This window comes from Mesorhizobium sp. M0998, assembly GCF_040318885.1.
Classification (GTDB): domain Bacteria; phylum Pseudomonadota; class Alphaproteobacteria; order Rhizobiales; family Rhizobiaceae; genus Mesorhizobium.
The window spans coordinates 23576-35134 of record NZ_JAMYND010000045.1 but is presented as its reverse complement, the minus strand read 5'-3'; the positions used below and the strand labels follow the sequence as shown (position 1 = coordinate 35134).

Annotated in this window: 13 protein-coding genes; 7 read left to right on the top strand and 6 right to left on the bottom strand. The window is 62.8% G+C overall.

Going from position 1 to position 11559, the window contains the following annotated elements; all coding sequences use genetic code 11:
- Window positions 1-208 precede the first annotated feature (208 nt).
- Both NKH59_RS28475 and NKH59_RS28470 read left to right on the top strand, forming a co-directional pair.
- Window positions 209-661, top strand: coding sequence for a hypothetical protein (locus NKH59_RS28475; protein WP_352488765.1), 453 nt, complete (start codon window positions 209-211; stop codon window positions 659-661).
- A gap of 25 nt (window positions 662-686) precedes the next feature.
- The gene (locus NKH59_RS28470; protein ID WP_352539341.1) at window positions 687-992 is read left to right on the top strand and encodes a transposase; all 306 of its coding nucleotides are present in this window, start codon (window positions 687-689) and stop codon (window positions 990-992) included.
- On the opposite strand, the gene NKH59_RS28465 is transcribed toward NKH59_RS28470, so the two are convergent.
- Window positions 989-1369: a YciI family protein gene (locus NKH59_RS28465; RefSeq protein ID WP_254816974.1), complete on the bottom strand. Its 381-nt coding sequence runs from the start codon at window positions 1367-1369 to the stop codon at window positions 989-991. The two genes, NKH59_RS28470 and NKH59_RS28465, sit on opposite strands and share 4 nt — an antisense overlap.
- A gap of 22 nt (window positions 1370-1391) precedes the next feature.
- Window positions 1392-2576 (bottom strand): pyridoxal phosphate-dependent aminotransferase, encoded by a 1185-nt coding sequence (locus tag NKH59_RS28460; RefSeq protein ID WP_352488769.1) that lies wholly within the window; start codon window positions 2574-2576, stop codon window positions 1392-1394.
- An 83-nt stretch (window positions 2577-2659) separates the two neighbouring features.
- Between NKH59_RS28460 and NKH59_RS28455 the strand changes: the two genes are divergently transcribed.
- The 4 genes from NKH59_RS28455 (at window position 2660) to denD (ending at window position 5691) form a co-directional block, all read left to right on the top strand.
- Window positions 2660-3346: a GNAT family N-acetyltransferase gene (locus NKH59_RS28455; protein WP_353023727.1), complete on the top strand. Its 687-nt coding sequence runs from the start codon at window positions 2660-2662 to the stop codon at window positions 3344-3346.
- Between the two features lie 113 nt (window positions 3347-3459).
- Complete coding sequence (locus NKH59_RS28450) at window positions 3460-4443, top strand: cation diffusion facilitator family transporter (RefSeq protein ID WP_352539339.1); 984 nt, start codon at window positions 3460-3462, stop codon at window positions 4441-4443.
- Between the two features lie 62 nt (window positions 4444-4505).
- A complete protein-coding gene (locus NKH59_RS28445) occupies window positions 4506-4712 on the top strand; it encodes a hypothetical protein (RefSeq protein ID WP_352539338.1) in 207 nt (68 codons plus the stop codon).
- A gap of 1 nt (window position 4713) precedes the next feature.
- Window positions 4714-5691 carry a D-erythronate dehydrogenase gene (gene denD, locus NKH59_RS28440; protein WP_352539337.1) on the top strand — a complete coding sequence of 326 codons (978 nt, stop codon included), beginning with the start codon at window positions 4714-4716 and terminating at the stop codon, window positions 5689-5691.
- Window positions 5692-5716: 25 nt separating this feature from the next.
- On the opposite strand, the gene NKH59_RS28435 is transcribed toward denD, so the two are convergent.
- The 4 genes from NKH59_RS28435 to NKH59_RS28420 all read right to left on the bottom strand — a co-directional run bounded on the left by NKH59_RS28435 (window position 5717) and on the right by NKH59_RS28420 (window position 9714).
- Complete coding sequence (locus tag NKH59_RS28435; RefSeq protein ID WP_352539487.1) at window positions 5717-6862, bottom strand: nickel/cobalt transporter; 1146 nt, start codon at window positions 6860-6862, stop codon at window positions 5717-5719.
- The gene (locus tag NKH59_RS28430; RefSeq protein WP_352469555.1) at window positions 6859-7527 is read right to left on the bottom strand and encodes a DUF1007 family protein; all 669 of its coding nucleotides are present in this window, start codon (window positions 7525-7527) and stop codon (window positions 6859-6861) included. Before NKH59_RS28430 ends, NKH59_RS28435 begins: the two co-directional genes overlap by 4 nt.
- Window positions 7528-7613: 86 nt before the next feature.
- Window positions 7614-8513, bottom strand: coding sequence for a LysR family transcriptional regulator (locus tag NKH59_RS28425; RefSeq protein WP_352469556.1), 900 nt, complete (start codon window positions 8511-8513; stop codon window positions 7614-7616).
- Window position 8514: 1 nt separating this feature from the next.
- Window positions 8515-9714, bottom strand: a complete 1200-nt coding sequence (locus tag NKH59_RS28420; RefSeq protein ID WP_352539336.1) for an amidase — start codon at window positions 9712-9714, stop codon at window positions 8515-8517.
- A 562-nt stretch (window positions 9715-10276) separates the two neighbouring features.
- On the opposite strand from NKH59_RS28420, the gene odc2 reads away from it, so the two are divergent.
- Window positions 10277-11410: an ornithine/lysine decarboxylase gene (gene odc2 / locus NKH59_RS28415; RefSeq protein ID WP_352469558.1), complete on the top strand. Its 1134-nt coding sequence runs from the start codon at window positions 10277-10279 to the stop codon at window positions 11408-11410.
- Window positions 11411-11559 lie beyond the last annotated feature (149 nt).

Below are 11559 nucleotides of genomic sequence, written 5' to 3'. Positions count from 1 at the left end.
GGGCGTCCGTCAGCACGAATCGTTCCATCCAAAGCTTGAATCACGATCAAGCCAGAATGGGAATCATGAATATCAACAGGCCCTAGACTAGGCCGTAAACTCATAAATGCGGAATGACCGGGATAGGTGGAAAGCGGGCTTGGGATTTGTGGAAAGCGGTCATGGCACATGTCATGCTAGAACTGCAGTCATTGAGAATGGTTCATGCATGAATTGGGAACAGATAGCATCGGATTTCGCTTGGGACGGCTCCTGGCGAGACATCTACGTTCTGAACACGTCTGAGGCAGATTGGCAGGTCGTCTGGGACATCCTCCTCGAATGGACCCCGCCTGCTAGTTTCAGTGTCTCCGGCAAGATCGAGTCGATGCCATTGGGCGTCGAAGCGGCCCTGGAAAGCGAAACAGGCAGCTTACTGTCTTTCTACGTCGGGCCAATCCAGCTTGCATGTCACTTCTTCAGCGCTGTCGAAATTGAGTTCGACTTCGATCCAAGGCAAGTCAGCGGAAAAACCGAGGTTGAGAAGCTTGACCGCTTTATGCGATTGCTCGGTGACGCTACTGGGAAGCAGATAATTCTCACGCAGGAACATGATCAAGAGGCTATCATCGCCCGCTACTCTCCCGATCTTGAGAGTGTGGTCTGGACGTCACTTTCATAGCCAAATGTCTGCCTCCGCAGCGGACTTGATCAAAGATTTGCCTGAAAGTGCGATGCTGCTCGCCGACAAGGGCTACGATGCCAACGCATTGCGCACTGCCATCACCGACCAGAACACTTGGGCCAATATCCCCCAAAGCCTATCGCAAGGCCCCGATCTACTTCAGCCCTTCCTATACAAAGCCCGTAACCTGATCGAGCGCTTCTTCAACAAAGCCAAACAGTTCCGTCGCATCGCGACGCGCTACGACAAGCTGGCTGAGAACTTTCTTGCCGCCCTAAAACTCGTCGCAATCCGCATCTGGCCACGTAGCTATGAGTCTACGTCCTAGGGCCGGGTGACCGGAAGCGGCACGCCGGGTAAATATAGCGAAATCGGGCGGATTTCGTAGACGGCGGTCGGATTGACACGGCGAAGGTCGCGCGCAATGTCGATGGCGGCGTCACGGTTGGCGCAGTCGACGACATAGAGCCCCAGCAATTGTTCCTTGGTCTCGGCGAAGGGGCCGTCGATAACCATTCCGGTGCCTGGCCCGCGCAAGGTGCAGGCGTCTTGTGTCGCGCCGAGCCGGGCCGCCGGCCCAAGGGTGCCTTGGCGGTAGAGCCGATCGTTGATCTGGAGAAGATCGGTCATCAGCGCCGCATCCTGCTCAGGCGTCAGTGCCGTAATCGCTTCTTCCTCGTGATAGGCAAGAATGGCATAGAACATGTGGCTTCTCCTATCGTCGTCCTCACTTCGCCAGGAACGCCTCGATCCGCTCCAGCGCGCGCAGGATGTTCTCCTCGGAATTGGCGTAGGACAGCCTGACATAGCCTTCGCCGAGAATGCCGAAATCGGGGCCGCCGATCAGCGCCACGCCGGCATCCTCGAGCAGCGCCGAGGCGAGCTTCTTGGCCTTCCAGCCGGTCTTGGAAACATTGGGGAAGGCATAGAAGGCGCCTTTCGGCGTAATGCAGGAAACGCCGGGCAAGGCATTCAACCCCTCGACCACGACCTTCCTGCGGCGGTCGAAGGCGCGCATCATCTTGTCGACGTCGTCCTGCGGGCCGTCGATGGCGGCTATGCCGGCATACTGGCTCGGCGCGTTGACGCAGGACCAGCAATTGACCGCCAGCTTGCGCACCTTGTCGTAGAGATGCGCGCCCTTGTCGCCATTCGGCCAGATCGACCAGCCCATGCGCCAACCGGTCATCGCCCAGGTCTTCGACCAGCCGTTGAGCACGATCAGCCGGTCGCGGATTTCGGGGAAGGCGAGCAGCGAGCAGTGCGTCTCGCCGTCATAGGTCATCACGTCGTAGATCTCGTCGGAGAGGATGGCGACGTCCGGGTGCGCTTGCAGCCCCCTGACCAGCTTTTCGATCTCGGCGCGAGGCGTGACGCCGCCGGTCGGATTGGCGGGCGAGTTGAGGATCAGCAGCCTGGTCTTCGGGGTGATCAGCGCCAAGGTCTCCGCAGCCGAAAAGGCAAAGCCGTTCTCCTCGCGCATCGGCACCGGGATGGGGGCAGCACCGGTGAACTCGATCATCGAGCGGTAGATCGGAAAGCCGGGATCGGGATAGAGAATTTCGGCGCCCGGCTCGCCGAACATCAGGATCGCCGCGAACATGGTCGGCTTGCCGCCGGGCAGGATCATCACCGCTTCGGGCGAGACTTCGACGCCGGTGGTGGCCAGCGTGCGGCGTACCACCGCTTCGCGCGTCGCCAGCAGGCCGTTGGCCGGCGTATAGCCGTGATGGCCATCGCGCAGCGCCTTGATCGCGGCCTCGACGATGTGCTGCGGCGTCTTGAAGTCGGGCTGGCCGATGCCGAGATTGACAATATCGCGGCCCTGGTGGGCAAGTGCCGTGGCACGCGCCAGCACCGCGAACGCATTTTCCTCGCCGAGGCGGTCGAAGGCCGAAATCGTGTGGAGCATTTTTCCCGTCCGTGTGGTTCTTTCAGCGAGCGTGCGTTTTTGTGAGCGTCCGCCCGCAAAAGTCAAACGGATTGGAGTTTTCGGTGTCGGAAAATCTCAAGAATTGGCAACCGCGCCCGCGGCCCGAACGCAAGGTGCTGGAGGGGCGAACTGTCAGGCTGGAGCCGCTCAACGCCGAAAAACACGGTGACGGCCTGTTTGAGGCCTCGTCGGTGGCCGATGCCGGCGGCCGCTTCGCCTGGCTGCCAGACTACCCGCCGGAGAGCCGTGCCGCCTTCCAGCCGTGGCTGGACAAGGCAGAAGCCAGCGAGGACCCGCTGTTCTTCACAGTCATCGACAAGGCCAGCGGCAAGGTCGCCGGGCGCCAGACGCTGATGCGCATCGACGCCGCCTACGGCGTCATCGAGATCGGCAACATCTATTGGGGCCCGTTGATCTCGCGAAAGCCGGCGGCGACGGAAGCGCAGTTCCTGTTCATGAAGTATGTCTTCGACGAGCTTGGCTACCGCCGCTACGAATGGAAATGCAACAATCGCAACGAGCCGTCGAAGCGCGCGGCGGAACGTTTCGGCTTCAAGTTCGAGGGCATTTTCCGTCAGCATCTTGTGGTCAAGGGCGAAAACCGCGATACCGCGTGGTATTCGATCATCGACAGGGAATGGCCTGATCTGCGCAGAGCCTATGAAGCGTGGCTCGATCCGGCCAATTTCGACAGCGATGGCCAGCAGAAGCGGCGGCTCGAGGATTTTCGCGCCGAGTTCGTCGCCTGACCATGCTCCCGAAAAGTGGTATCCGGTTTTCGGATAGGATTATGGTCAAACGAGAAGACAGAGCCTCCATCCCGAGTCTGCCGGGATAGATCAGGCTCTAGCAGGGGCTATAGATGGCGCATACCCACGACCACGCTGCGCAGGGCCACGACCACAGCCATGGCGCAGGTCATGTGCACGGCTCGACCGACAAGAAGCGCGTGCTGATCGCTGCCTGCCTGACCGCCGGCTTCATGGTCGCGGAGACGCTGGGCGCCATCTTCACCGGTTCACTGGCGCTGCTGGCGGATGCCGGCCATATGCTTGCCGATTGCGTCGCGCTCGGCCTTGCCTGGTATGCCTTTCACCTTGCGAGCCGGCCGGCGACCGTGCGCCTCACCTACGGCTTCGGCCGGGTCAAGACGCTGGTCGCCTACACCAACGGCATCGCCATCTTCGCCATCGCGCTGTGGATCGTCTACGAGGCTTGGGGCCGCTTGCAAGCGCCGGCTCCGGTGCTCGGCGGGCCGATGCTGGTCGTCGCGATCGCCGGCCTGCTGGTCAATCTCGGCTCGTTCTACGTGCTGCACGGCGGCGACCACGGCAGCCTGAATATGCGCGGCGCCATCCTGCACGTGCTCGGCGACCTGCTCGGCTCGGCAGCGGCGATCGTCGCGGCGCTGGTGATCCTGGCGACGGGCTGGACGCCCATCGATCCGATCCTGTCGATCCTGGTCTCGCTGCTGATCCTGTCCACGGCCTGGTCGCTGATGCGCGAGGCAGCCCACGTCCTGCTCGAAGGCGTGCCGGCAAGCCTCGACCGCGACCTGATCGCCAGGGACATCGAAGGCTCGATCAAGGGCGTGCGCGAGGTGCATCACATGCATGTCTGGTCGCTCGACGGCTTCAGCAACATGGCGACGTTGCATGCCTGCCTCAATGACGGCGTCGACGCGCATATGGCGGTAAGCGCGATCAAGAAGCGGCTTGCGGCGGAACATGGCATAGCCCATGCCACGGTCGAACCGGAATTCGGCCGATGTGCCGACAGCCATGAGCATGATGACGAGCACGATCACGCGCATGATGCGGCACCGCACCGCGGCCATTATCACTGACTTCGGGAGTTCTGGGCATTGGCAACGATCGACATGAACTCTCGCCACCCTGGCGCCGCGTGATGGACCGCGACACCCGCAATGCGGCGATCGGCGCCGCTTGGGTTTTGCTGCTGTTCGGCATCGCAGCCTATTATCTTCCAACAGTGATGCTGGCGGTCGGCAGGGTCTCGACGGTGCTTGCCGGTGTCGTCGCGGCGATCTTCATGGTGGCAATCTTCGTCGTGTTCTGGCTGCGTAGCCGCAGCCAGCGCAAAAAGGGAAAGTGACATGCGCATTCTGATTACCGGCGCGGCAGGCATGGTCGGCCGCAAACTCATCGCCAGGTTGGCCAAGGACGGGACGCTCGGCGGCCGCAAGATCGCCGCGCTCGACCTTCACGATATCGTGCCGCCGCAAGCGCCGGTGCTCGAAGGTGTCAGCATTACCCTCCACACCGGCGACCTTGCCGCACCGGGAGCGACCGCAAATCTGGTCGCGCCGCGCCCCGACGTGATCTTCCATCTCGCCGGCGTGGTGTCGGGTGAGGCGGAGGCCAATTTCGATCTCGGCTATCGCGTCAATCTCGACGGCACCAGGGCGCTGTTCGATGCCATCCGCTTGGCCGCCTATACGCCACGCGTCGTCTTCACCTCGTCGATCGCCGTGTTCGGCGCACCGTTTCCCGACATCATTCCGGACGAGTTCCACCCGACGCCGCTGACCTCCTACGGCACGCAGAAGCTGATCGGCGAGGCGCTGCTTGCCGACTATACGCGCCGCGGTTTCTTCGACGGCATCGGCATCAGGCTGCCGACCATCTGCGTCAGGCCGGGAAAGCCGAACAAGGCGGCCTCAGGGTTCTTCTCCGGTATCATCCGCGAGCCGCTGAGCGGCCATGAAGCGATCCTGCCGGTGCCGCGCTCAGTCGTCCACACACACGCCAGCCCGCGTTCGGCGGTGAATTTCCTGATCCATGCGGCTCAGATCGACGGCAGTGCCGTCGGCCCGCGCCGCAACCTGGCGATGCCGGGCGTCGCCGTCAGCGTCGGCGAACAGATCGAAGCGCTGGAACGTGTCGCCGGCGCCAAGGCGGTGAAACTGATCCGCGAGGAGCCCGACGAGACGATCTGGGCGATCGTCAAGGGCTGGCCGACGCGCTTCGAGGCGCGGCGCTCGAGGGAGCTTGGCTTTGCCGCCGAAACGAGCTTCGACGAGATCATCCGCGTCCATATCGAAGACGAGTTGGGGGGCAATATCCCTAGTTAAAGCGCCCCGATCGGACGCAACGAGGTCAGGCGCCAGTCAGGCTGGCCGAAAGCAGCAGCAGGCCGAACAGGAAGACGAAGGCGGCGCCGCCGATCTCGACGAAGGAATGGATGCGGTTGCCCATGCGGCCGTCGCCGGCGAAATACACCGCCCAGTTCTTGGCGGTCACCGCAAGCGTCGCCAGGGCCGAGACGGTGATTGCGGTGCCGAGCGCCATGGCCAGCACCGAAAGGATGCCGCCGAACCATAGCCCGTTCAGCAAGGCGAAGCTCAGCACGATCAGCGCGCCGGAACAGGGGCGGATACCGACGGCAGCGACCGCCGACCAGGCCGTGCGCCAATCGAAGCGATCACCGGAAAGCAGCGCCGGGTCGGGGGCATGCGAGTGTCCGCACGTCTCGCAGACCTCGCCCGCCGCATGGCTGTGGTGATCGTGCGCAGCATGGGCGTGGTCGTGGGCGCCGTGGTCATGCGCATGATCGTGGTGGTCATGCGCATCAAGCGCGTGGGAATGTGCCGCATGGGCATGCGCGGAATGTGAATGGCCGGCATGTGAATGGCCGGCATGGGCAGCCGAGAGGCTGTAGCCCGGATTTGCGCCGAACAGGCGAAGGATGGCCGGGCCGGCCTTGCGCCACAGCAGCCAGGCGCCGAACAGAGTGACGAAGACATAGCTCATGATTTCAAGGAACCATGCGGCGTCTGTCATCGAGACGGCAGTGCCGCGCAGCAAGAAATAGGCGACCAGCATCACCACGATCGCGGTCAGCGCCTGCAGCAGGGCCGAGACGAAGGACAGCATGATGCCGCGCCGGAGCGCCACTTCATTGGCCACCATGTAGGAAGAGATCACCGCCTTGCCGTGACCGGGGCCGGCGGCGTGGAAAATGCCATAGGCAAAGGACAGGCCGATGAGCAGCCACAACTTGCTGCCGTCCTGGCGCATCGCCTTCATCGCGCCGGCAAGCGCATGATAGAATTCCTGCTGGCGCAGATTGATCCACATCAGGATGTGGGCGAACGGGCCGGTGGCGGTTGGAGCCATGCCGTCATTGGTGCCGATGCCGAGTGAACTCTGGGCGTGGGCGGAGCCGAGAAAGTGCGTCATCACAAAGGCGGCGGCCAGAAGACCGAATGCCAAACGCAGGGACGGTTTGGTCACTGGATCTATCCTTCCGGCTGACAGGTCAGTTCAAGCTTGGTGGCAAAGATCTTGCTCATGTCGGTGCCTGTCGGATCGTTGAAGAAGGCCTCGGTCAGGGTCTTCTGGTTCTGGGCGATCGCCTCGTCCGGGTTCGGGCGGACAACCTTGCTGGTGCAGGTCGGCGGCAACCCATCGACCTGCAGATTGGCATCCTCGGTGAAATCGATCGCGGTGTAGAAGGTCGGGTCGTAGACGCCGATATCTATCTTGCCGCTCAGTTTGATCGGTACCTTCGGTTCAGATTCAAACAGGATGATCAACTGGTCATTGTCGAAATTGGCCATCAAATGCGGCGGCGGGGTCATTGCCACGTCCTTGCCGTCGACGGTGACGAGCTGGAAATAGTTGAATTCGGCAAGCGAGGCATGGACGGTGTCGGCGACATCCTTCAGCTCCTTGTCGTCGAGTTTCAGGTCGGAATTCTTGTCGAACTCCATCATCACCGTGCTCGAAAACAAATCGTCGAAGCGCCAGACATGACGCAATGCCTTCACAGTTTGGTGATCCGGGCCGAGGACCACTTCGAGGCGGGCTTCGGCGAAGACGTGGGGATGCACCTCAGCCGGTCCGACGGCGGCAAACGTCGCGGTCAAGGCCGAAGCCAGCATGATTGCTTGCCGTTTCAGGTGCATTCTCGGTCGCGATTCAATCGGCTTCGGTGAATTGCCGACAGTTACCAGAAAGCGGGCGAAAATGGGACCGCAACGCGGCTGAAAGCTCATGCGTTGTCCAGCGTCTTGAACCACTGCACCAGGAAGTCGACGAAAACGCGAACTTTTGCAGGCAGATAGCGCCGGTGCGGATAGACGGCAAAAATGCCGCCGCCGGGCAGAATGCGGTCATCCAGCGCAGTCAGCAGCTTGCCGCTTTCGATGTCGGGCGCGGCGATGAAATCCGGCAGGACGGAAAATCCCAATCCAGCCACGGCAGCGGCCCTTGCCGCCATCGGGCTGTTGACCTCGATCGGGCCGGAAACCGAAACGCTCACCGTATCGCCGCTGTCGCCTTTGAACGGCCAGTTGGTGAGCCAGCGCCCATTGGTGTCGATGATGCAAGGCACGCGGGCAAGGTCTTGCGGCCTGACCGGCATGCCGTGCCTGGCGATCAGTTCAGGAGACGCGCAAAGCCGTACCGAAAATGGCGCCAGGCGCCTGGCGATCAACGAGGAATTTTCCAGCCGCGAAATGCGCACCGCCAGATCGAAGCCCTCCTCGACCAGATCGACGAAACGGTCGTCGAGATGGATGTCGAGCACGATGTCGGGGTGCTGCTTGGCGAAGTCGATCAGCGACTGGCCGATCGGCGCGTCGGCAAAGGTGCGCGGCGCCGACAGCTTGATCCTGCCGCGCACGTCGCCGGAGGATTCGCGCACCGCATCGGCAAGGCTGTCGACCTCGCGCACGATCTCCGAGGCGCGCCGGTAATAGGTGTGGCCGGCCTCGGTCAGGGAAAACTGCCTGGTGGTGCGGTTGAGCAGCAGCGCGCCGAGCTCGTCCTCCAGCTCGCGCACATATTTCGACAATAGCGCCTTCGAGCGGCCGATCTTGCGCGCCGCCGCCGAAAATCCTTCGGCCTCGACCACGTCGATGAAGGCGCGCATGCGGGTCAGCGTATCCATGTCATGCGCCTCCTTGGTGGGCCGAAAGGATGCGGGCGGCCAGCGCAATCAACTGCCGGTCGCTGTTCTTCGGACCGAGCAGCGAAAGGCCGAACGGCGCCCCGCCGGTCTTGCCGAGCGGCAGCGTGATTTGCGGAAAGCCGGACAGGCCGGAAAGGCAGAGCAGTCTCAGCGCCCGCTCGCGATAGGTCTGCAAATCGTCGAATGACGCGGCCTTGAGCGGCGCGGCACCAGGAGCGGTCGGAAGCACAAGAACGCCGTCGTCGCCAAGCAGGCCGGCCAGTTCGAGGCGAAACGAAACGCGACGTTCCGTTTCACATTGCGCGGTTGCCGCGTCGATTGTCGCGCCGTGCTCGAAACGCTCCTTGACACCGGGTCCCAGCATGCGGTCGCCGCCGGCGATCCAGGCGCCGTGACTTTGCCAGGCTTCATAGCCTTGCAGCTTGCGGAAGCACCAATAGAGATCGTCGGTCGAATGCGACAGCGGGCCGACGCTGCGCGGTGCGCCCAGCACCGAAGCGACACTGCGGAGCATGGCGAGATATTCGTCGGCCTCGTGCGGGCCGAGCACGAGGCCGTCCAGCTCAGCGAGAGTGACGGGGCGTCTCAGTTCATGGGAATGCGGATCGTCGCCGAGCAGCACCGTGCCGACCTTTTCGTAGATGACGATGTCGCTTGCGAACCAACCGAATGTGTCCAGCGAAGGCGCCAGCGGCATGGCGCCGTCGAGCGGGATACGGCCATGCGTCGTCCTGAGGCCGATCAGGCCGCAGAAGCTTGCCGGCGCTCGGATCGAGCCGCCGGTGTCCGATCCGGTTGCAATGTCGGCCAGCCCGCCGGCGACTGCCGCGGCAGAACCGGAGGACGAGCCGCCGGTGACGCGGTCGGGTGCTGCCGGGTTGATGGGCGACGGGAAATGCGCGTTCAGCCCCAGCAGGGAAAATGCGAGTTCGTCGGTCTGCGTCTTGCCGACGAAGCGGGCGCCCGAATCAAGCAGCGCCTGGACGGCCGGCGCGGTCGCCATGGCCGGTGAAGCGTCCCGGTATTTCTGCGGATTGCCGCAGCCGGTGCGGTAGCCGGCGACGTCGAAGATGTCCTTTACGGCAAGCCGCAAGCCGGCAAGCGGGCCGGATTTCGCATTGGCTACAGGGGTTTGATCAAGGTCGAGAAAAGCGTTCAGCGGGCCGCGAGTGCCTGTCATGCGTTCGATATCCGGATGTGCTTGCCGCAGCATTGTTGTTCTGGTTGCCGCAGCATTGTTCGATGCCACAAATTTTACAACCTGCCATACGATTTTTATTGATTGTGAAATCTTTCGATCTTATATCGCGCTTGCCCAAAGTCGCACGTGCCTGTGGGTGTCCGTCGATCCTCGAATGGTGAGGGCAATCGGTAAGGTAACTGGAGCCAACCCCTCCAGTCGGTTTAGCGGCCAACCGCCAACCGAGGACACCTTGAAGCAACGACGGTGCGGGCCTTTCTGGTGTTCTGCCGGTCGTCCAAAGACCGGGGTTACTGAAGAGGCACACCTTCATTGCCGGCAGTGCGGACGGGTCTCCCATCCAAGCCAAGGCAGACAAAGCGAACCGAGGCCGGGCAAGGCCAAGGTTCACCGCCGCGAGACGGCGCTTCATGGTTCCGGGGTCTCCACCGGCTGGTTCCATGGATTTCCGTCCCGCCTTTGTCCACCGCGTGTTCGCGAGGCCGAGAGCCCGCGTCCGCAAGCCTTTGTGCGCGCCGCAAGGCGCTGATGGAGAGACCCGATGGCTACCCAGCGCATCCTTGACTTTCTCGCCACCCGACGTCCGAACGGCCCGTGCCTCGTCGTCGATCTCGATGTCGTGCGCGACAATTTCCGCGCCTTCGAGAAGGCGCTTCCCGATTCCAAGATCTACTATGCGGTGAAAGCAAATCCGGCGCCGGAAATCCTGCGCCTGCTTGCTGCGATGGGCTCGTCCTTCGACACCGCTTCCGTTGCCGAAGTCGAGATGGCGATGGACGCCGGTGCGCCGGCGGACCGCATCTCCTTCGGCAACACCATCAAGAAGGAGCGCGACATCCAGCGCGCCTACCAGCTCGGCATCAAGCTGTTTGCGGTGGACTGCGTCGAAGAGGTCGAGAAGATCGCCCGCGTCGCTCCCGGCGCCCGTGTGTTCTGCCGCGTCCTGACCGACGGCGAGGGCGCCGAATGGCCGCTGTCGCGCAAGTTCGGCTGTGTGCCGGCGATGGCGGTCGACGTGCTGCGCCATGCCAGGGCGCTCGGCCTCGACGCCCATGGCGTGTCGTTCCATGTCGGCTCGCAGCAGACCGACCTGACCGCCTGGGACCGTGCGCTCAGCGACGCCAAGAAGGTGTTCGCGACGCTCGCCGACGAAGGCATCGTGCTGAAGATGGTCAATATGGGCGGCGGCTTCCCGACCCGCTATCTCAGGGATGTGCCGGTGGCGCAGGCCTACGGCCAGGCGATCTTCTCGGCGCTCAGGAAGCATTTCGGCAACGCGATCCCCGAGACGATCATCGAGCCGGGCCGCGGCATGGTCGGCAATGCCGGCGTCATCAAGTCGGAAGTCGTGCTGATCTCGAAGAAAGCCGATAACGACAATGTGCGCTGGGTGTTCCTCGACATCGGCAAGTTCGGCGGTCTCGCCGAGACGATGGACGAGGCGATCCGCTACCCGATCGTCACCGCGCATGACGGCAGCGAGACCGCGCCTTGCGTGCTCGCCGGCCCGACCTGCGATTCGGCCGACGTGATGTACGAAAAGACGCCGTACCCGCTGCCCTTGTCGCTGACCATCGGCGACGAGGTGCTGATCGAGGGCACCGGCGCCTATACGACGACCTATGCATCGGTCGCCTTCAACGGCTTCGAGCCTCTCCGATCCTACGTGATCTGACGGTTCGAAAGAACCGATCAGATCATCCGGAGATGGGCGCCTGTCGCCCGCCCGGGCTCGCCTGTGGAACAATCCGCTTGTGAAGGATCGCGGAAATGAACGTTGCAGATCTCATCGTTGAAGGCGTGGGAATCTCCCCCCTCGAGGGG